The 18,665-nt window shown below is 63.9% G+C and carries 19 protein-coding genes; 7 read left to right on the plus strand and 12 right to left on the minus strand.

The window, feature by feature from the left end:
- Nucleotides 1-9 precede the first annotated feature (9 nt).
- The gene (locus VGV07_RS07755) at nucleotides 10-609 is read right to left on the minus strand and encodes an NAD(P)H-dependent oxidoreductase (protein WP_326868117.1); all 600 of its coding nucleotides are present in this window, start codon (nucleotides 607-609) and stop codon (nucleotides 10-12) included.
- A 130-nt stretch (nucleotides 610-739) separates the two neighbouring features.
- Between VGV07_RS07755 and VGV07_RS07760 the strand changes: the two genes are divergently transcribed.
- Nucleotides 740-1,213 (plus strand): helix-turn-helix domain-containing protein, encoded by a 474-nt coding sequence (locus VGV07_RS07760; RefSeq protein ID WP_326868118.1) that lies wholly within the window; start codon nucleotides 740-742, stop codon nucleotides 1,211-1,213.
- Here VGV07_RS07760 and VGV07_RS07765 read toward each other — a convergent pair whose 3' ends face one another.
- From VGV07_RS07765 to VGV07_RS07790, 6 genes are all read right to left on the minus strand, one after another.
- Nucleotides 1,214-2,071 carry an EamA family transporter gene (locus VGV07_RS07765; RefSeq protein WP_326868119.1) on the minus strand — a complete coding sequence of 286 codons (858 nt, stop codon included), beginning with the start codon at nucleotides 2,069-2,071 and terminating at the stop codon, nucleotides 1,214-1,216.
- 216 nt (nucleotides 2,072-2,287) lie between these two features.
- Nucleotides 2,288-2,650 (minus strand): YciI family protein, encoded by a 363-nt coding sequence (locus VGV07_RS07770; RefSeq protein WP_326868120.1) that lies wholly within the window; start codon nucleotides 2,648-2,650, stop codon nucleotides 2,288-2,290.
- Nucleotides 2,651-2,728: 78 nt separating this feature from the next.
- Complete coding sequence (locus VGV07_RS07775; RefSeq protein ID WP_326868121.1) at nucleotides 2,729-3,316, minus strand: NAD(P)H-dependent oxidoreductase; 588 nt, start codon at nucleotides 3,314-3,316, stop codon at nucleotides 2,729-2,731.
- A 158-nt stretch (nucleotides 3,317-3,474) separates the two neighbouring features.
- A complete protein-coding gene (locus tag VGV07_RS07780) occupies nucleotides 3,475-4,305 on the minus strand; it encodes an alpha/beta hydrolase (protein ID WP_326868122.1) in 831 nt (276 codons plus the stop codon).
- 306 nt (nucleotides 4,306-4,611) lie between these two features.
- Nucleotides 4,612-5,634, minus strand: a complete 1,023-nt coding sequence (locus VGV07_RS07785) for a TIGR01620 family protein (protein WP_326868123.1) — start codon at nucleotides 5,632-5,634, stop codon at nucleotides 4,612-4,614.
- On the minus strand, nucleotides 5,631-7,085 hold the full coding sequence (locus tag VGV07_RS07790; protein ID WP_326868124.1) for a YcjX family protein: 1,455 nt from the start codon (nucleotides 7,083-7,085) through the stop codon (nucleotides 5,631-5,633). Before VGV07_RS07790 ends, VGV07_RS07785 begins: the two co-directional genes overlap by 4 nt.
- A 140-nt stretch (nucleotides 7,086-7,225) precedes the next feature.
- On the opposite strand from VGV07_RS07790, the gene VGV07_RS07795 reads away from it, so the two are divergent.
- The 3 genes from VGV07_RS07795 to VGV07_RS07805 are packed head-to-tail and all read left to right on the plus strand — an operon-like array spanning nucleotide 7,226 to nucleotide 10,796.
- Nucleotides 7,226-9,175: a glycosyltransferase family 2 protein gene (locus tag VGV07_RS07795; RefSeq protein WP_326868125.1), complete on the plus strand. Its 1,950-nt coding sequence runs from the start codon at nucleotides 7,226-7,228 to the stop codon at nucleotides 9,173-9,175.
- A complete protein-coding gene (locus VGV07_RS07800; protein WP_326868126.1) occupies nucleotides 9,172-10,338 on the plus strand; it encodes a hypothetical protein in 1,167 nt (388 codons plus the stop codon). The genes VGV07_RS07795 and VGV07_RS07800 overlap by 4 nt, the downstream gene beginning before the upstream one ends.
- Before the next feature lie 23 nt (nucleotides 10,339-10,361).
- Nucleotides 10,362-10,796, plus strand: coding sequence for an SRPBCC family protein (locus VGV07_RS07805; protein ID WP_326868127.1), 435 nt, complete (start codon nucleotides 10,362-10,364; stop codon nucleotides 10,794-10,796).
- Nucleotides 10,797-10,881: 85 nt separating this feature from the next.
- On the opposite strand, the gene VGV07_RS07810 is transcribed toward VGV07_RS07805, so the two are convergent.
- The 4 genes from VGV07_RS07810 to VGV07_RS07825 form a co-directional block, all read right to left on the minus strand.
- Nucleotides 10,882-11,799, minus strand: a complete 918-nt coding sequence (locus VGV07_RS07810) for a homoserine O-succinyltransferase (RefSeq protein ID WP_326868128.1) — start codon at nucleotides 11,797-11,799, stop codon at nucleotides 10,882-10,884.
- Nucleotides 11,800-11,943: 144 nt separating this feature from the next.
- A complete protein-coding gene (locus VGV07_RS07815) occupies nucleotides 11,944-12,810 on the minus strand; it encodes an ATPase (protein ID WP_326868129.1) in 867 nt (288 codons plus the stop codon).
- Nucleotides 12,811-12,946: 136 nt separating this feature from the next.
- Nucleotides 12,947-14,245, minus strand: coding sequence for an FAD-binding oxidoreductase (locus tag VGV07_RS07820; RefSeq protein ID WP_326868130.1), 1,299 nt, complete (start codon nucleotides 14,243-14,245; stop codon nucleotides 12,947-12,949).
- Entirely contained in the window at nucleotides 14,245-15,579 is a 1,335-nt protein-coding gene (locus tag VGV07_RS07825; RefSeq protein ID WP_414649921.1) for a glutamine synthetase family protein, read from the minus strand. The genes VGV07_RS07820 and VGV07_RS07825 overlap by 1 nt, the downstream gene beginning before the upstream one ends.
- A 109-nt stretch (nucleotides 15,580-15,688) precedes the next feature.
- Here VGV07_RS07825 and VGV07_RS07830 point away from each other — a divergent pair, with 109 nt between their 5' ends.
- Nucleotides 15,689-16,462, plus strand: coding sequence for a gamma-glutamyl-gamma-aminobutyrate hydrolase family protein (locus tag VGV07_RS07830; protein ID WP_326868132.1), 774 nt, complete (start codon nucleotides 15,689-15,691; stop codon nucleotides 16,460-16,462).
- Nucleotides 16,459-17,889, plus strand: coding sequence for an aminobutyraldehyde dehydrogenase (locus tag VGV07_RS07835; protein WP_326868133.1), 1,431 nt, complete (start codon nucleotides 16,459-16,461; stop codon nucleotides 17,887-17,889). Before VGV07_RS07830 ends, VGV07_RS07835 begins: the two co-directional genes overlap by 4 nt.
- 382 nt (nucleotides 17,890-18,271) lie before the next feature.
- Here VGV07_RS07835 and VGV07_RS07840 read toward each other — a convergent pair whose 3' ends face one another.
- Nucleotides 18,272-18,463 carry a hypothetical protein gene (locus VGV07_RS07840; RefSeq protein ID WP_326868134.1) on the minus strand — a complete coding sequence of 64 codons (192 nt, stop codon included), beginning with the start codon at nucleotides 18,461-18,463 and terminating at the stop codon, nucleotides 18,272-18,274.
- A 64-nt stretch (nucleotides 18,464-18,527) separates the two neighbouring features.
- Here VGV07_RS07840 and VGV07_RS07845 point away from each other — a divergent pair.
- The coding region (locus VGV07_RS07845) for a flagellar basal body protein (RefSeq protein ID WP_326868140.1) at nucleotides 18,528-18,665 on the plus strand (138 nt) is incomplete at its 3' end.

Here is an 18,665-nt window from a genome sequence, read left to right on the forward strand (position 1 = left end):
GCGCTTGGCTCAGGCGGCCTGTTCGAGCGCCTCGGCCTCGCGGCCGGCCTTCAACGTCCTCGTGTACCAGGACAGTTCATCCAGCATCGCTGTCACCGTCGGCGCCAGGTAGTCGTAATCCGCAAAATCCTTGCCGCCGCGCAGCATGCCGAGCAGCGGCTCCATGTTGATGTGCACGCCCGCCTTCATCGGCACCATGCTGAGCTCCACCGCCATCAGCCGCAACTGCTCGACGGCACGGGCCGCGCCCACCGCGCCATAGCCGACGAAAGCTGCCGGCTTGCGCGCCGGCTCGTCATAGATGTGATCGAGGGCATTCTTCAGGACGCCGGAGATCGAACGGTTGTATTCGGCGGTGACGAAGATGTAGCCATCGAGTTCCGACACCTTCCTCGCCCAGCGCAGCGCCACCTCGTTGGTTTGCGGCACGAAGCGTGGCGAGCCGACGGCTTCGAAGAATGGAATCGGGAAATCTCTGAGGTCGACGATTTCGTAATCGGCGTCGCCGCGGGCCTTGGCGATGTCGAGCACCCACTGCGCCGGACGATCGGCGAAGCGGGTTTCGCGAGTGGTGGACAGGATGATGCCGATGCGTGGCGTGTTGCTCATTGGGTGTCTGCCTTGAGATGAATGCATGGTTAGCCACCAACAGAGACCTAGTCACCGTCAGTAACTGGCGCTATGTTGGTGACTGCCTCACAGGTGCACAAGACGGCACCGTTTCGAGACGGAGTTACCCATGGACGACCTGGTCACCCCCACGGAACCACAGCCGGCGCACGCTTCCGGCACCCCGAGCTGGGCTTCCAAGCATGATCCGAATGAGCCCGAAACCTTCGCCGAGTGTTCCCGTGCAATGCTGCCGGTGCACGAGGTGCTGGCGCAGATCAGCGGCAAGTGGACCATACTCGTGGTGCAGGTGCTGAGTGCCGGCCCGCGCCGTTTCTCCGAAATCAAGCGGCATATCGACGGCGTTTCGCAGAAGATGCTGACCGCGACGCTGCGCGACCTCGAAAAGGATGGCTTCGTCTCCCGCAAGGTGACGCCTAGCATTCCGCCGCGTGTCGACTATGCGCTGACCGAGATGGGCCAGGAACTGCAGGAGCCATTGCGCGTCATCGGCAACTGGGCCCACGCCAACCGGCATCGCGTCGAGGAAGCCCGCGAGCGCTTCGCCGAGCGCGAGGAAGAGGCCAAGCGCCTCGCCTGGTGATCAGGCGCGCTTGGCGGCCCTGGCTCCGGCCCATTGGTTGACGATCAGCCCGGTCATCACCAGCACCACGCCGACGAGCTGCAATGGGCTCGGCACCACGTGGCGGATCAGCGCATCGAGGATGAACGCGACGACCGGCGTCACCAGCACGAACGGGATCACCGACGCCGCGCCCAGCGCCACAATGGCGCGGAACCACAAAATGAAGGGCAGGGCGGTCAGCGCCACGGCGAGGATCGCGAGCCCCAACGCATTGGTCGAGGTGATAGCGGTCGGCACATCGCCGATGATCAGCGCCAGCATCGCGAGCTCCGATCCGCCGATCAGCAGCTGCCAGGCGGTGAAGCTTACCAGCGACATCTGAACCGGCCGGCCCCAGCGGTTGATCAGGATGCCGCCGAGCGAGCCGGCCACCACGCTGCAGAGCGCTGCGACGACGCCGATCATGTCGATCCCCGCGTCGGCGCGCAGGATCACCAGCGTCACGCCCGCCGCGCCGATCAGGATCGAGACGATCTTCAGCAGCGTCGGCGGCTGGCTCAGCAGCGCCCAGGCGAGAAGGATGGTGATCAGCGGGCCGAGCGTCTGGAAGGTCCCGGCAACGCCGCCCGGCAGACGGATGGCCGAAACGAACAACAGCGCGAAGAACGCCCCGAAGTTGAGCGTGCCCAGAACAATCAGTTTCGGCCAGAAGCCTCGCGGCACCATCTGCCGGGCGATTGCCAGCAGCAGCAACCCACCGCCCAACGCCCGGATCGAGCCGATGAAGATCGGGTTATGCGGCAGCATGGTCGTGGTGATGATGTAGGTGAAGCCCCAGAGGATCGCTGCACCGAGGGCAGCCAGTTTCAGGTTCATCGCGGGGCCGGGGAATCAGGGTGGGCACCCCGATCCTGCCACAGCGCATCTCCCCTTGGCGGGGAGAATTCCAGGAGAGGAGGTGCGGAGTCCCCGTACTTCGCTCACGCCCCCTCGTGCGAAAACTGAGGACCTGGCTGCGCCAAGCCCAGGTTTCCGCTTTCCCTCCCGCCAAGGGGGAGGGGGCGCGTCCGCAACCGCGATCAGTAGCGGGTTTCAGTCGTCTTCGTCTTCGTCTTCATCCTCATCATCATCCTCGTCGTCGAAATCCATGTCGACGAGCTCGGAGACTTCGACGCTGCCGCCATCGGCCAGCACCGGGCAGCCCTTGGCGATCTCGAGGGCGGCATCCATGTCGTCGGCCTCGATGATCGAGTAACCGCTGACCGGGTCAGCCGGGGCCGGGCCGACCGTCCCATCCGAGCCGACCGTCATGGTCGCGCCGACCGGGCTGCCGAGGTCCAGCATCGCTTCGCCGGTCGCTTCGAGCCACTCGTTCCAGGCCAGCATTACCGCCGCCTGGGCTTCTTCGCTCTCGGGTTCGCCACCGCCATGGTAGGCCAACAGATAGTTGGGCATCGCGCTTCTCCATATCTCCGGTCACCTGCCGGATGGGGAGACGGGTAGCCCGCCGATGCGACTCTTGTGTGAAGGCGATCAGGCGGTTTTGCGCTCGATCTCTTCCACCGCCTGCTGCGGCCGCGCGAACATCCCGATCCAGTCGGTGAAACGTTCGACCCAGATGTTGAGATTGGTCCTCAACCGTTCGTCGGTGATGGTATTGTCGTCGTCGATCGCGCCCGGACGCGACTGGAAATAGATCTCCGGCCGGCCCATCAGCGCCACGCCCACCACCGGCAGGATCGAGCGGAGATGCGCCTGCGCCGCCGCGGTGCCGCTGACGCCACCGGTGGCCCCGGCAATGGCGCCTGGCTTGTCGGTCCACACGCTCTCGCCGAACGGCCGTGACGGCCAGTCGATCGCGTTCTTGAGGATGCCGGGGATCGACCGGTTGTATTCGGGGGTAACGAACAGCACGGCGTCCGCCGAGGCGATCTCGCGCTTCAGGCGCATCACTTCGGCCGGCGGATCGTTCCACAATGCGTCGTCGTAGAACGGCAGGTTGTCGATCTTGATGTAGTGGAACTCCAGCTTGCCGGCGCTGAGTTTCTCCAGAGCCTTGGCGAGCTTGAGGTTCGAGGAAGTCGGGCGCGTGCTCCCGACGAATACGGCGACCCGGTACATTGGTGCCCCCTTGGTTACAAAATGTGACTGGGGGTGGATATGTGCCTATGGTCATGCGCGCGCAAGACGGCACACGGATGTGACTGGCGAACGCACTGTTCACCAACGTGCGAACGGGCCGGGGATGTACCCCCGGCCCGTTCGCACGATCCGTTCGGTTACAGCGTATCCTTCAGCCAGGCGGTGGTCGTGTCGATCACCTGTTTGCCGATCTCGGGCTGCTCGCTGAACACCCCCAGCATGTGGTCGGCGCCCGGGATGATCAGCGACTCGGTCTTGCCCTTGGCGAGCGTCAGATACTGCTCGAAATAGCCGGTGGCCGGGTCAGCTTCGCCCGCGATGGTGAGGAACGGGCCAGCGTAGCCCGAGAACCCCGCCGCGAGATCGTTCTGCGCGAGGCTGTCGAAGAAGCTCTGCTTCAGCGTCACCACGCGCCAGCCGAGATCGACACTGGCGGAGCCCTCCGCCTTGGCCTTGTCGTAGAAATCCTGGCCGAGGAACTCGTGGAACTCCTTCTGCAGGTCACCCATCTGGCCCCACACCACCACTGACTTGAAGTCGTCGGGTTCAAGCATGGCGACGGCAGCGCCGAAGCTGTAACCGATGACGCCGACTCGGGCGGCATCGACGCCCTCGACGCCGCTCAGGTGCGCACGGGCCTCGGCGGCATCGGCGACCAGCCCTTCGAGCGTGGTGTCGGCCATGTCCCCGGTGCTTTCGCCATAACCGCGGAAGTCGATGCGCAGCGAAGCGATGCCGTCGGCGGCCAGTGCCGCAGCCTGCTGAGCGAACAGCCCGCCGACCTCATCGCGAGAGCTGCCGAAGCCGTGCAGCATCACCACGGCCTGGCCGGTAGCGCCGCTGTCGGGCGTGGTGAGCGTGCCCTTCACGCCGCTCGGCAGGTCGACCACGGTTTCGGCGGCGAAAGAAGCGCTGGTCAACAGCGCGAAGGCGAGGGTGGCGACGGTCTTGGTGCTGAGGTTCGACATCGACGTACTCCGTTGTTGATGCCTCAGTTCTAGCGACCGGCCGCCACAGCAGATTGAAGAAATCCGACAATGTGGGTGCGGGTCGCTCGTCGCAAACGCTCCGATCGCGCAACCTACAGTTGCGACACCCCTCATCCGCCCTTCGGGCACCTTCTCCCTCAAGGGGAGAAGGCGAAGGAGACGCGATATCCCAGTCAGGACTCCCCCCTTCTCCCCTTGAGGGAGAAGGTGGCGCGTAGCGCCGGATGAGGGGTATCGCATCGCAAAGCGATGCGCGATCGGAGCGAAGCGACGAGCGGCAGCCCGCTACTTCTTCTCCGCGTTCAGCACGTTTGCCAGCTCCGGGATGAAGTCCTTGACCATCGGCTGTTTCACCACGTCGAATGGCAGCGGGCGCACGACCCGCATCGCGGCAATGCCGACGCGCACCGTCATCAGCCCGTTGACCACCCCTTCGCCAAGCCGGGCCGAGAGTTTCGCCGCGAGACCCTGGCCGACCAGCTGCTCGACCACACCATCGGTCAGCACCAGCCCACCGGTGACGGCGAGATGCGCGAGGATGGCGCCGATCAGCCGCCAGGTGCCGATGAGACCCGGCCGTGCGCCGTAGAGACGGGCAATGTCCCCGCCCAGCCGCACGCTCTCGAAGATGACGAAGGCGATGTCGATCAGCGCTCGTGGCGACACCGCCGTCACCAGCGCCACCCGTCGCGCCGACGCCGCGGTGAGCGCCCGCGCTCGCAGGTCGAGCGGCGTCATCAGCAGCCGCTCGCCCAGCCGCACATGCTCGGCCCCGTCGAATACGTGGCGCGCATTGCTTTCCAGTTCGTCGCGTGGCCGCGCCAGGTCCGGCCGGCGGGCATAAATATCAAGCAGTTCGCGGGTGATCGCAGCGCCGTCCTTGTTGCGGTCGCTGATGAGCGCCGCGTTCGCAGCATGCCGCAGCCGGTCGAGGGCGCGCAGCCGGATGAGTGAGCTCACTTCGCGCACGATGATCACCAGCAGCGCCATCACCAGCACGGCCAGCACCGCGACACCAACCCAGCCGAGCCATGGTTGGGCAACGAACAACTCGGAAATGAGACGCTCCGCTGCAAGCCCCAGCGCCAGCGAAACCAGGATGCCGCCGGCCGTCCAGGCGATCCGCCCGGCCCAGCCGAGCAGCTTTGGCGGCCGCACCGCCTCGTCGAGCGGCACGTCGATATCGGTGATCGGCTCGATCGCCTCGGGCAGGGCGACAGCCTGCGCCGGCTCGAACACTCTTGGGCGGCGCGGCTCCTCGGCGGCGGCGCCATTGGACGAAACCGTGCGGGCGAACGGCGGTTTCATCTGAGCCAATCCCCGATCAGATAGTCGAGCGCCCGGTCGAAGCGGATATGCGGCAGGACAATGTTGCCCTCGGCGTTCTTCTCCAACCGCTGTGGCGGCTGAAAGCGCAGGAAGTTCAATACCACTGGACGGCCATCCTCGAACAATGCATCAGGATGCTCCGGCAAATCGCCGGGAAACAGAGCGATTTCGGTCCTGCCGTCGTAGGTCGTGCCATCCAGCACTTCGCCTACCTGCGGCGTGCCGACGATCACCTCGTGCTTGACGCCGCCTTCCTCGATGACGCTTTCGCGCGTCGCACGGATCGCCGCCATAGCCATCGAGCGGGTCTCCGCCCCTGCGAAACGGGCCTTCCGGGCCGCGTCGGCGACCAGTCGGTTCATCACCGCTTCGAGGCGATCGTGGCTCGATGAGTGGATATGATCGGCCTTGGTCGCGGCGAACAGGATGCGGTCGATGCGTCTGGCCACCAGCCGGGTGATCGGATTGTTATCGCCCTGGCGGAAGCAGGCGAGGATGTCGATCAGCGCCGTTTCGAGGTCGGCTACCGCCGCCGGTCCGGCATTCAGTGCGCGCAGCGTATCGACCAGCACCACCTGCCGATCCAGCCGCGCGAAGTGATCGCGGAAGAATGGCCGCACCACGATGGCCTTATAGGCCTCGTAGCGGCGCTCGAGCATCGCATAGAGGCTCGACGAGCGCACCGGACCTGCAAGCGGCGGCAGCGGCGCGAAGGTCAGCGCCGGGCTGCCCTCGAGGTCGCCCGGCAACAGGAACCGGCCAGGGGGCAGGGTACTGAGTGCCCGTCCGTCTTCTCGGCTGCGCCGCAGGTAGTCAGTGAACGCGCCGGCGAGCCGTTCCGCATCGACGTCGGTCGCCTCTTTCGAGGCATCGGTTTGCTGGATTTCGCTGAGGAAGGCGGCAGCTTCGGCTTCCGAGTGGGGGAGCGCCGCGCGCTTCAGCGCCTGGGCGCTCCACTCGGCAAAGTTCAGCGACAGGAGCGGCAGGTCGAGCAACCACTCGCCGGGATAGTCGACGATATCGAGATTGAGCACGGTCGGGCCGAACATGCCCGACACCCAGCGCTTCGACTGGAACTTCAGCGTCAGCCGCAACTGGCTGATCTTGCGCGTCGATTCCGGCCAGTGCGGTTCCTTGGCCGTGAGTGCCGCCAGATGCTGCTCGTAGGCGAAGCGCGGAATGCCGGCATCGGGATGCTCAGCCAGCCGCGCCCCGATGAACCGACCTTCGGTCAGGGCTGCAAAACCCGGAAGGCGTCCGCCAGTCAGCAGATTGTGGATCAGCGCGGTAATGAAGATGGTCTTGCCGGCGCGGCTGAGCCCAGTCACTCCCAGCCGCAACGTCGGAGTGAACGGCGCTGCCGCGGCATCGGCCAGGTTGCCCAGCGCGATGCCGATCTCGTCGGTGATGGTCGTCGGCGATTGCGGCACTGGCGCTCCTGAGCGCTTTGAAGGTTGCCCGGAAGGTAGGCGGTCCCCGGGGGAATGCAAGGCTAGCGCATTGGCGCGATGAGACGAATCGTGATCGCGCAGTTTGGGATTTCTTCACGGTTGGCCGCGTTGAGTGAGGCATGGCTCACGCGGTGGCTCGCAATTTCGAGGGCGATCCTTCGGAACTCCTCGGCGTTCCGCGCGAACGCACGGCCGGTGAACGGCTGCATCTCGATGTCGCCAAGCTGCTGATTGCAAACAAACTGCTGCGGTTGACCGATCTCGCCATCGCCATGCGGCAGACAGCGGAGTGGGGCTCGAGCCTGGCCTCGACCATCATCGCACTCGGGCTGGTTCGACCGATCGACTATTACAAGACTGTCGCCGAGGTTTACGGGCTGCCCTTTGTCGACCTGCAGCGCGAACCGATCGATCAGGAACTGACCAGGGTCGAGGATCGCGCCGATTATGCCGAGCGCAACATCGTGCCCTGGCGGCGGATCAGCGGGCGGCTGATCCTCGCCGCGACCGAGATCACCACTGAACATTTCATCTGGGGCGATGAGCGGTTCGGGGCTGACAACTACGAGTTCGTCATCACCTCGCCGTTCGACATCCTGTGGCAGACCCAGCAGCTGTTCCGTGACTGGGACAGTTTCTTTGCCCGCGAGGCGCTCTATTCGTGGAAGCCTGAGCACTCGGCCAAGTACACCGTGACCGGGCCGCAGAAACTGGTGCTCTGGGCGCTGTTGGCGGTACTGGTGGTGAGCCTGGTCCTCGTCCCGATGGCGACGGCGGTAGCGCTGATGGCGTTTTTCACCACCATCTACACGCTGACCTTCGTGTTCAAGTTCGTGCTGACCTTCGTTGGTTCCTCACGCAAGGCCGACATGGAGATCTCGCCTGAGGCGATCGCCGCGCTCAAGGACAGCGACTTGCCGGTCTACACCGTGCTGGTGCCGATGTACAAAGAGGCCAAGGTCCTGCCGCTGCTCGCCAAGGCGCTGAAGGGGCTCGACTATCCGGCGTCCAAGCTCGAGGTAAAGCTGGTCCTCGAGGAAGACGACATCGAGACCATCGAGGCCGCCAAGGCGCTGCGGCTCCCCGGCACCTTCGAGATCGTGCGCGTGCCGCCTAGCCAACCCAAGACCAAGCCCAAGGCCTGCAATTATGCGTTGCAGTTCAGCCGCGGCGAGTTCGTCACCATCTACGATGCCGAGGATCAGCCGGAACCCGACCAGTTGAAGAAGGCCGTACTGGCCTTCCGCAACGGCGACCCGCGCCTCGCCTGCGTGCAGGGCCGGCTCAACTACTTCAACCGCTCCGAAAACTGGCTGACGCGGATGTTCACGTTGGAATACAGCCAGTGGTTCGACTTCCTGCTGCCGGGGCTCGACTGGCTGAAGGTACCGATCCCGCTGGGCGGTACCTCCAACCACTTCAAGCTCTCGGCGCTCCGCAAGGTGGGCGCCTGGGACCCTTACAACGTCACTGAGGATGCTGATCTCGGTATCCGGCTGGCGCAGGAAGGCTACACCGTCGGCGTCATCAACTCGACAACCTACGAGGAAGCCAACGGCGTGCTGCCGAGCTGGATCAAGCAGCGCTCGCGCTGGATCAAGGGCTACATGCAGACCTGGCTGGTGCACATGCGCCATCCCGTTCAACTGTTGCGTTCGATTGGCGCCAAGGGCTTCTTCTCGTTCCACTTCTTCATCGGTGCACCGCCCTTCACCATGCTGTTGGCGCCGATCCTGTGGGCCATCACGCTGCTGGTCTGGTTCACCAGCGCCTTCGATTTCGGCTGGCTGTTCCCCGAGCCGTTCGGCACCATGGCGCTGTTCAACCTGGTGATCGGCAACCTGTTCCTCGTCTATTTCGGGGTGATCGCCGCGCTGAAGCGCAAGTATTACGACCTGGTGCCGGTCGGCATCCTGCTGCCGGTCTATTGGGTGCTGCATTCGATCGCCGCCTACAAGGCGTTCTGGCAGCTGATCTTCAATCCGCACTATTGGGAAAAGACCGAGCACGGCACCTCGAGCGTCACGCAGAAGACGCTGGAGCAGGTCAGGAGCGAGGCAGCCAGATGAGCCTTCTCGATCTCGCCACCGCCCCGGTTGCGGCTCGCCAGCGGCGGCCGTTCTGGCGTCCGGCAACCATCCTGTGGTCGCTTGGCGCGGTATTGGTTCTGCTGGTGCTGGCGCTGCACGTCATCGATGGTGGCTATGTTCGCCGTGACATCGAGCAGTTGCAGGCGGGCGAGGCCTGGCGGACCGGCGGCTGGCTCTCCCAGGTGGTGCTGCGCAGCGTGAGCCTGCTGCCCGGCACGCAGTTGCAGCAATGGGCCTTGTCGCTCACCGTCGTGGTCATCTCCGGATTTGCCTTCGGCGCCCTCTATGACCGGTTGCGGGCCAATGGCTGGTTCCGCATTGGCGCCTTCATCGCGCTTGTCGCACTGATGCTGCATGCCGGCGGGCTCTACACCGTCACGGCATCGTCCCGCGCCATACCGCTGTACATTGCTTTCGCTGCGCTGATCCCGGCCATCCGCTCGCTCGAAGATGTCGGCGACGTGCAGTCGGCCATCGGGTTGGGCCTGCTGCTGCCGCTGCTGCTGCTGGCGAGCCCGATTGCGGCGTTGCTGGTCGTGCCGTTCGCCATTGCGACTGCACTTGCCGATCGCGACTCCCGCACCGATCCGCGGGCCTTCGTTGCCATGCTGCTGGTGGCTGTCTTGCCCACGCTGATCGTTGCCATCGGCATAGTCGGCTTCATCATGCAGGCCCGGATGGATGTCGCCTCGGCACTGCTGCCCTATGTCAGCACCTATGCAAACCTGCACTTCGACCCGGCCGTGCTGGCCGAGGGGCTCGAAGCGCTGGCAGTATTCGCGCCGGTGCTGCTGGTGCCGCTGCTCTACTGCTTCTGGCCCGACCTGCCGGAACGGCGGCATGTGTTCAGCGCGTTGTCGGTGGTCATTCTGCCCCTCTATCTGGTGCTCGCGCGCGCGACGCTTACCACGACGATGACTGCAATCGTGCCGCCGATTGCGTTGCTCGGCGCGTTTCTGTCCTGGCTCGCCGTCGTCCGCCTGCCGTTCCAGTTGCGGTTGCTGTCGCTGTTGCTCCTCCTGCTCGCCGCCGCGGCGAGCTGGAGTTACACCGGTCTTTGGGACGATCCGGCCTGGAAGGCGGCACTGTTCAACGCCGTGCCTCCGGGTATCGGCAACCTGACGCTGCGACCGGGCGTTTGATCCTCCAACCAGAGGAGGTGCAAATGCACAAACCTGTCGTCGAGGTCGATACCACCATTGCCGCACCGGCCGCCGAAGTGTGGAAAGCCATGTGCCGGGGCGCCATGTTCCCCGGCACCGTCGTCGAGACCGATTGGAAGATCGGTCACCCCATCGCCTTCAAGGGCGAGTGGAACGGCAAGCTGTTCACCGACCGCGGCGAAATCCAGACACTATCGGAAGCCAAGGAACTGAGCTTCACCCACTGGAGCGACACCGACGGCTCCGGCAAGCGCCCGCTCAGCTATCACCTGGTGAAGTACCGGCTAGAGCCATCAGGCAGGCGCACCAAGGTAACGCTCAGCCAGTTCAACGAGGGTAAGGAAACCCAGGTCGACGCCAAGACCCGCGCCGAGTTCGAAAAGAACTGGGCCGTGATGCTGGAAGGTCTGAAGCAAACGGCCGAGGGGATGCATTGACTGCTGCAGACGGCCCCCTCCCGGCCTCCCGCTTTACTGGGAATGGGTGGGGGCCGTCTATCTCAGTTTCCGCCGGCCAAAGGCACTAGCCCTTCAGCCCGATCTTCTCGAGCTCATAGGGCGTGGTCTGGTAGATCTCGTTGATCCAGTTCTGGAACAACAGGTGCGCGTGGCTGCGCCAGCGGTTCTCCGGCTCAACCGTGGTGTCGCCGTTGGGGAACAGGTTGACTGGCGGCGCAGTGTCGAGACCCGCCTTCACGTCGCGCTCATACTCATCGGCCAGCGAGCGGTTGTCGTATTCGAGGTGGTTCAGCATGTAGAGGGCAGGGCGCGCCTTGTCCTCCAGCATGCAGACGCCGATCTCGGCATTGTCGATCAGTACCTCAAGGTTTTCGCCGAGGCTGGTGCGGTCGATGTCGTTGTAACGGCTTACCGGAATCATTGGGCTGTCCGAGAAGCCATGCAGCCATGGCGTCTGCGGGCCGACCAGCTTGTGCCGGAACACCCCGAAGGCCTTGGTGGGCATCCGGTAGCGTTTGGCGCCGTGGAAATGGTGCAGCGCCGCCTGCGCTCCCCAGCAGATGAACATCGTGTGGTGCACGTTGGTCTGGGTCCAGTCCATGATTTCGAGCATCTCGGACCAGTACTTGACCTCCTCGAACGGCATGTTCGCCACCGGCGCGCCGGTGACGATGAAGCCGTCGAACTTCTTCTCCCGCACCTCTTCCCAGGTCGAATAGAAGCTCTTGAGGTATTGCTCGGAGGTGTTCTTCGATTTGTGGTCGCTGACGCGAACCAGGGTCAGGTCGACCTGCAGCGGGGTGGCGCCGATCAGCCGAGCGAACTGCGTCTCCGTCCGCTCCTTGTTGGGCATCAGGTTGAGCAGGCCGATCTGCAACGGGCGGATGTCCTGGCGCGCCGCACGGGAGGAGTCCATGACCATGACACCCTCCGATTGAAGGGTCTTGGCCGCCGGCAGGTGGTCGGGAATGCGAATTGGCATGATGTGCCTCTAGATAGGATAGCGATCAGGTGAGCGGAAGCGGCGCCGTAGTGTGTCGAGGAAAAGTCGCAGGCTTTTCCGGTTCGGACGCGCAATCATCAGGAACTAGACCAGCTCGCCAATCGCCTTGAACGGCGAGCTGGTCTATCGCATTCGCTTGCGGATCGCCCCTGCCACGAGGTCGAGGAATTCGTCGCCGTCGCGTACCGTGGCGAGGTCGCTGGCTTCGATGGTGTAGCCGAAATTGTCGGCGAGTTGCTGGTAGCGCGGCAGCCGGTCCTTGAGCAGGGCTTCAAAGCCCCAGGCGCCGAACGCGTCCGGATCGACGTCGGCGTCGTCCTTGACCTTGTTCAGCCGCTTGAACTCGGCCCATTTCTCGATGAGGAAATGCGGCTGGTAGTACATCGGCTTGGGGCTGTGCTTGAAGCGCTCGATCAGCTTGTGCGCATCATCTTCGGTGCCGCGGATGTAGAGCAGCAGCGTACTCGAGCTCAGCGCCTTGATCACCGGGTCATCGGCATTGGCAGGGTCCACTACCTCGATCAGCGAGCCGCCGGTATCGGCGATGAAGTTCGAGTAGCCATAGAGTTGGTCGGCGCGCTCGATGAAATATGGCACATCCGCCAACGCCGCGATCTCGGCCACCCGGTGCTGCTCCTGGCGGCGCTGATACTCGGCAAGCGGCAGCCCGCCGCGCCGCGTATCGCCGGGGCGCCCGAGATAGGTCGAGAGCGGGTCGAGGTTGGCGAACGTGATGTTGCTGTCGATCTTGATCGAGTCCGTCCGCAACAGCTCGCGCAGGAACGGCACCTTCATGGCCTCGGCCTTGAAGTTGTCCACGATGAACTCGCCCATGTAGCGCGTACCGATGCGGTAATCGGCGGAATAGTGGAACCACTGGTGCTTGCGCAGCAGTGCCGCCAGCCAAGTCTTGCCGACGCCGGCCATGCCGAACACCGTCACGGCGTGACGCGGCGCGCTCAGGAAATCCTCGGCGGAATTGAACAGCATAAGGGCGGGTCCGGTTCGGCGAGATCGATTTAGACGAAGCGCGCGGACGCGACAAGGGCAGGGGCGTCCACTTGCTCCGTGCCATCTCCAGACAGGGCCTGGCGGGCCTGGTTCGGCGCCATCCGGCGAGATGGCACTACAGCCCCAATCGGTCCTTCAGTTCGTACCACCAGGATCCAAGCGTCGAATACTGGGCGCGAAAGGCCCGTCCGCCGGGGAACGGTACCCACGGCAGACTTGCGAACGTATCGAAGCGTGTCAGGTCGCCACGCACGGCTTCGGCGAGAATTCGTCCGAACAGGTGGGATCCCGTTATGCCGTGGCCGCTATAGCCATGGGCGAAGTAGACCTTGTCACCGAGCCGCCCCAGTTGCGGTACGCGTGAGAAAGATAGCGCGAAATTGCCGCTCCAGGCGAACTCGACCGCCGTATCGCGCAGCTGAGGAAACACCTTGTCCATGTTGGGCCTGAGCTTGGCCACCACATCAGCAGGGTCGGTGCCGCCATAGACAACGCCGCCGCCGAAGATCAGCCGGTGATCGGCGCTGAGCCTGAAATAGTCCAGGATGTAGCGGACGTCCTCGACACACATATCCGACGGCAGCAGCGCACGCGCCCGTTCCTCGCCGAGAGGAACTGTGGCCACCATCTGGGTCGATACCGGCATGACACGGGCCGTGAGTTCCGGCACCACATTGCCCAGGTAGGCGTTTCCGCAGATCAGCACTGCCTGGGCGGAAACCTTGCCGCCCGCGGTGAACACCGTGGCGGTCGCCTTGTCGACGCTGGTGACGGGCGATTGCTCGAAAATGACGCCCCCCAGTTGCTCGAGGGCCCTTGCCTCGCCGAGCGCCAGGTTGAGCGGATGCATGTGCCCGCCGGAGTGATCGATCATCCCGCCTTCATAGACGTCGCTGCCGATGTGCTGGCGAATGGCTTGCCGGTCGAGCAGTTCGTGATCGTCCATTCCGTGGGTCCGCCAGAGCGCCTGCTTGGCCTCCAGGGCCCGCATGTGTGCCGGCGTATAAGCCGCGTAGATGTTGCCGTGCTTCAGATCGCATTCGATGCCGTAGCGCGCCACCCAGTCGTAGATGATGCCCGCACCTTCCTGCACCAGGCCGCCAACGAACCGGCCGGCATTCTCGCCGTAGCGGCGAGTGATCGTCTCGATACTGGCGTTCAGCCCGTTGACGATCTGCCCACCGTTCCGGCCGGAAGCTCCCCATCCGACGGCGGCGCCCTCGACGACCACGACCTTGTATCCCTGCTCAGCCAGGTGCAGCGCGGCTGAAAGCCCCGAATAGCCCGCGCCCACGACGCAGATATCCGCTTCCACTTCGCCGACGAGTTGCGTCGGGCTGCGGCTGATGTTTCGCGACGCGGCATAATAGGAGGGTGGATAGGCCCCGTCCCCGGCGTAGTTTGTCGAGGCCATCACACCACCTCGAGATAGGCACTGAACTCGAGGTCGCTGACCTGTGACGCGAAGCCGGCGATCTCCTGTCGTTTGCACGCAACGAACATCGATTGCAGCGCTGAATCGAAAATGCGTGGGATCGTTTCCCCATCTTCGAAGGCGTTGACCGCTGATGCCCAGTCCGCCGGAAGTTTTGGCAGACGCTCCGAATAGGCACGCCCGGAAAATGGCTTGGGCGGCTTTTTCTGATCTTCGATTCCGACCAGTGCCGCGCCGAGAATTCCCGCCAGGACGAGGTAGGGATTTGCATCGGCGCCGGCGACCCGGTGCTCGATCCGCCGCGCCTTGTGGTTGCCACCGGGAATACGGACCGCCGTCGTCCTGTTCTCGTATCCCCACGAGATGGCGCTCGGGGCGTGGGTATCGGGCCGGAGTCGGCGGTATGAGTTGAAATGCGGGGCGAACAGCAATGTCGATTCCGCCATTCCCGCCAGCAGCCCTCCGACGGCGTGGTGCATAACCTCCGAGCCGGAGTCGGTTCCATCGTCGAACACATTGTTGCCCGCGACGTCATTGAGGCTGAAATGGACATGGAAACCATTGCCTGATCGTGCCCCATAGGGCTTCGCCATGAACGTCGCTACCAGCTTGTGCTTGCGGGCCACCCCTTTGACGATCCGTTTGAACAGGACAGCGTCATCTGCAGCCTTCAGTGCATCGCTGGTGTGCAGCAGGTTGATCTCGAACTGCCCGACCCCGTTCTCCGCCACCGCGGTGTCGGCGGGTACTCCCTGTTGCTGGCACTGGAGGTAAACGTCGCGGAAGAACTCGCCGAAGTCCTCGAGTTCGTCGAGCGACAGGATAGCGTCGGAGTCGAGGCGTTTTCCGGTATAGGGCGAAATCGGCGGCTGGGCCGAATCTGCGTCTGGATCAACGAGGTAGAATTCCAGTTCGGTCGCGACGACAGGCTGCAGGCCGTATTCGGCGTAGCGGCGGATCACGAGCGCCAACGCCTGCCGAGGGTCGCCGAGAAACGGCGTATTCACGTCCTCGAACAACCATAGCGGGATCATGGCGCTGGGCCGCGTCGTCCAGTTGATCGGCATCGCGCCTCGACCCGTGGGGCTGCAGATACCGTCTGTGTCACCGCTCTTGAACACCATCGAGTTACCCATGATGTCCTCGCCCCAGACATCAACGCCGACAATGGATAGCGGCATTCGTATGCCGTTCTCGGCGATACGGCTGGCCTGATCGATGGGGATGCGTTTGCCTCGCATGATCCCGTTGAGATCGCATACCGCGGTGTGAAGCACCTCGACCTGTGGATTCTCGGCCAACCATGCCACGATGTCCGTGTTTCGGTTCACTTCGCTCACGTTTTTGGCCAACCCTGTTGTAATTCTATAGCTTTAGCCTAGCAGGTACCGGCTGCGTTGAGGAAGTCGGCAGGAGAGCGCGGTGTCCAAGCCCAGGCCGGTCATTGGTGTGATAGCGTGTGGCAGAGAGGTCGAGGGTGAGCCCGCGCAGGCGGTCAAGCACCGTTACCTCGAAGCAGTGGAGATGCACGCCGGAGCGGCCACACTGATCATTCCGTCCAATCAGTCCGAGGCATTCGTTGGCGATGTCGTCGCCCGTCTTGACGCTATCCTGCTGACCGGCAGCAACTCAAACATGCATCCGGGTCGATTTGGTTCGAACGCGGCTGCACAGGCGCCGGTGGATGCGCAGCGCGACGGGTTGAGCCAGGCGTTGATCGCAGCTGCTGTCGCTGCGAGCAAGCCGCTGTTCGGGATCTGCCGCGGACTGCAGGAGATCAACGTGGCGTTTGGAGGTACTCTTCGCGACCTTCGGGCCCCAGGCATCTGGCAGCGACACCACGCGGCGCCCGAGGCCCCGCTTTTCGACACCTTTGCCCATAGCCACGAGGTCGAGGTCGCCGCGGGCAGCCCCCTCCATCGCTATGCGGGCAGCCGGAGTCTGACCGTCAACAGCGTACACTACCAGGCGATCGACCGGCTGGCGGAGGGACTTGTCGTCAACGCCACGAGTCCCGATGGTATCATTGAGGCCATTTCGGCATCGCATTCGTCTGCGCCGGTGTTTGCCGTGCAGTGGCATCCGGAATGGCGGACCGGGGAGCGCCCTCACGATCTTGCCTTCTGGCGGTTTCTGGGCGAGGCGGCGCGCTCCGAACATAGAATGGCCGCCCCCCGGTTCGGAGTTTGCCCATGACGCCTTCTGACACGCAGTTGTTCATCGGTGGCCGTTTCGAGACTGGGCAGGGCTCGCCCGAGATCGTGTATGATCCGGCCTCGGGGCGGCCGCTTGCCGAAGTGGCGTCGGCAAGCCATGCGCAGGTCGATGCTGCGGTCGCTGCCGCAGCCGGGGCTTACAAGGATTGGTCGCGCCGTCCGCCCAGGGAACGAAGTGCGGCGCTGCTCGCCATCGCCGACGCAGTCGAGGCTCGGCGGGAAAGCCTCGGGACAATCGAGTCGCGCAACGCGGGTAAGCCGGTGCGCTACGCCATTGCCGGCGAACTGGGTAATGTTGCCGACGTTTTTCGCTTCTTCGGAACGGCAGTGCGCAACGTGCCGGCGCCGGCGGCCAACAACTACCGGTCGTCGCAGATGACCAGCCTCGTGCGGCGCGACCCGATCGGCGTGATCGCGCAGATCGCGCCATGGAATTATCCGCTGCTGATGGCAGCGTGGAAAATCGCTCCGGCAATCGCCGCCGGCAACGCGGTTGTCATCAAGCCGTCGGAACTGACCCCACTGAGCTTGCTTGCCCTGAGCCGGATCTTTGCCGAGGTGCTGCCTGAAGGCGTCGTCAACGTGATCTGCGGCAACGGCCCGGACGTCGGCCACCAGCTCATCTCGCACGACCTGGTTCGAATGATTTCTTTGACCGGCGACGTGCGGACCGGGCGGGCTGTACTGCAAGCCGCCGCCGGCCCGATGATCAAACGCACGCATCTCGAGCTCGGCGGCAAGGCGCCGGTCATCGTGTGCGAAGACGCCGATCTCGACAAACTGGTGGTGACGCTGCGTGAAGCCAGCTTCTACAACGCAGGTCAGGATTGCACCGCGGCCTGCCGCATCTTTGTTCATCGCAGCGTCGCCCAGGCGTTGACCGACAGGCTGGAAGTCATGATCGGTTCGCTGGTCTTCGGCCAGCCAGAGCGGGACGACGTGGAGTTCGGGCCAGTCATCAGTGCCCGGCAACTCGAACGCATAGAGGGCTTCGTCAGCCGGGCTCGTGTTGCCGGCGCTGAGGTTATGCAGGCCAAACACCATGAAGCCAGCGGCTACTTCTTCTCCCCCACATTGATCATGGCCCCGATCGATGCCGAAGTGGTGCAGAAGGAAGTCTTCGGCCCGGTGCTCAGCATCACTCCGTTCGACGACCTGCAAGTCGCCGTCGATTGGGCTAACAGTTCGGAATACGGCCTGGGTTCGTCGGTCTGGTCCCGCAACTCCGAGACTGCGATCGACGTCGCCAATGCGCTGGAGTATGGCGTGACCTGGATCAACACCCATGGAGTCATGGCCACCGAGATGCCGCATGGCGGAATGAAGAATTCCGGCTATGGCTCGGATCTCTCTATGCAGTCACTCATCGACTATACTCAAATTCGCCACCTGATGATCGGCGGGTAGGCCACGGCGACCGTCCAAAGAGTCGACTGGTGGCGGACTCGGTTGACCGCCGCCGTCTGGCTGGCCACGGTGCGCCGAAGCGGGCGAACAGTGACATTCGAACAAGCGACTATACTCACCGTCCTTGCGGCAACGGTTGGCAGGTTCATGTAGGCCGCTTCCGACCGACGTCGTGGCTCTGGCGGCCTTGTTTGCATGCGTGGCACGGGGCTTGTTGGCCCTGCTCATGCCATGGCAATACAGGTTGCCGACAGGCTGGCGTTGCCGCCAGGCCAGATCCTGATACCTCGGCTTTCCCCCCTCGAGATCCTGGTGCTGCTCGTCGGCGTTCCGAGGATCCTGCTCGCGTGGCCCCTATAGGGGGCGGTCTCCCTGGGAACGGCTAGAGCTTCAGCCCTTCGGTGATATCCGGCGGGGCCGGGGTGTTGCTGTGTTCAGGCTCACGATGGCTGCGGCGATCCAGCAGCCCGGCAATTCCTGCCGCCTGGCCCGGACTCTTTTGCCCCTTTGTCGCCACATCCGTTACCAGCGCGGCGAAAAACCAAGCAATTTCAATGGCCAGCCAATGTGGCATCGCCCTTGCATTGCTTGCTCCGAACCCGCGTGTCCGCACGCCAAATGGGGGTATGGAGCAAACTATGGGCATCTACGGCGCTCTTTCGACCGCAGTCACCGGGCTACGCGCCCAATCCTTCGCGCTCGAGAACATCTCGGGCAACATCGCCAACAGCCAGACCACCGGCTTCAAGCGCATCGACACCGACTTCGTCGACATG

The organism is Devosia sp. (assembly GCF_035944845.1).
Classification (GTDB): Bacteria; Pseudomonadota; Alphaproteobacteria; order Rhizobiales; family Devosiaceae; genus Devosia_A.

Bases quoted from the DNA above. Each gene is read 5' to 3' on its own strand.
- VGV07_RS07775 (WP_326868121.1), bottom strand. From the start codon at position 3,316: ATGTACCGGGTCGCCGTATTCGTCGGGAGCACGCGCCCGACTTCCTCG.
- VGV07_RS07810 (WP_326868128.1), bottom strand. From the start codon at position 11,799: ATGCCAATTCGCATTCCCGACCACCTGCCGGCGGCCAAGACCCTTCAA.
- VGV07_RS07815 (WP_326868129.1), bottom strand. From the start codon at position 12,810: ATGCTGTTCAATTCCGCCGAGGATTTCCTGAGCGCGCCGCGTCACGCC.
- VGV07_RS07840 (WP_326868134.1), bottom strand. From the start codon at position 18,463: ATGCCACATTGGCTGGCCATTGAAATTGCTTGGTTTTTCGCCGCGCTG.
- VGV07_RS07785 (WP_326868123.1), bottom strand. From the start codon at position 5,634: ATGAAACCGCCGTTCGCCCGCACGGTTTCGTCCAATGGCGCCGCCGCC.
- VGV07_RS07755 (WP_326868117.1), bottom strand. From the start codon at position 609: ATGAGCAACACGCCACGCATCGGCATCATCCTGTCCACCACTCGCGAA.
- VGV07_RS07765 (WP_326868119.1), bottom strand. From the start codon at position 2,071: ATGAACCTGAAACTGGCTGCCCTCGGTGCAGCGATCCTCTGGGGCTTC.
- VGV07_RS07780 (WP_326868122.1), bottom strand. From the start codon at position 4,305: ATGTCGAACCTCAGCACCAAGACCGTCGCCACCCTCGCCTTCGCGCTG.
- VGV07_RS07835 (WP_326868133.1), top strand. From the start codon at position 16,459: ATGACGCCTTCTGACACGCAGTTGTTCATCGGTGGCCGTTTCGAGACT.
- VGV07_RS07760 (WP_326868118.1), top strand. From the start codon at position 740: ATGGACGACCTGGTCACCCCCACGGAACCACAGCCGGCGCACGCTTCC.
- VGV07_RS07795 (WP_326868125.1), top strand. From the start codon at position 7,226: ATGGCTCACGCGGTGGCTCGCAATTTCGAGGGCGATCCTTCGGAACTC.
- VGV07_RS07805 (WP_326868127.1), top strand. From the start codon at position 10,362: ATGCACAAACCTGTCGTCGAGGTCGATACCACCATTGCCGCACCGGCC.
- VGV07_RS07820 (WP_326868130.1), bottom strand. From the start codon at position 14,245: ATGGCCTCGACAAACTACGCCGGGGACGGGGCCTATCCACCCTCCTAT.
- VGV07_RS07800 (WP_326868126.1), top strand. From the start codon at position 9,172: ATGAGCCTTCTCGATCTCGCCACCGCCCCGGTTGCGGCTCGCCAGCGG.
- VGV07_RS07770 (WP_326868120.1), bottom strand. From the start codon at position 2,650: ATGCCCAACTATCTGTTGGCCTACCATGGCGGTGGCGAACCCGAGAGC.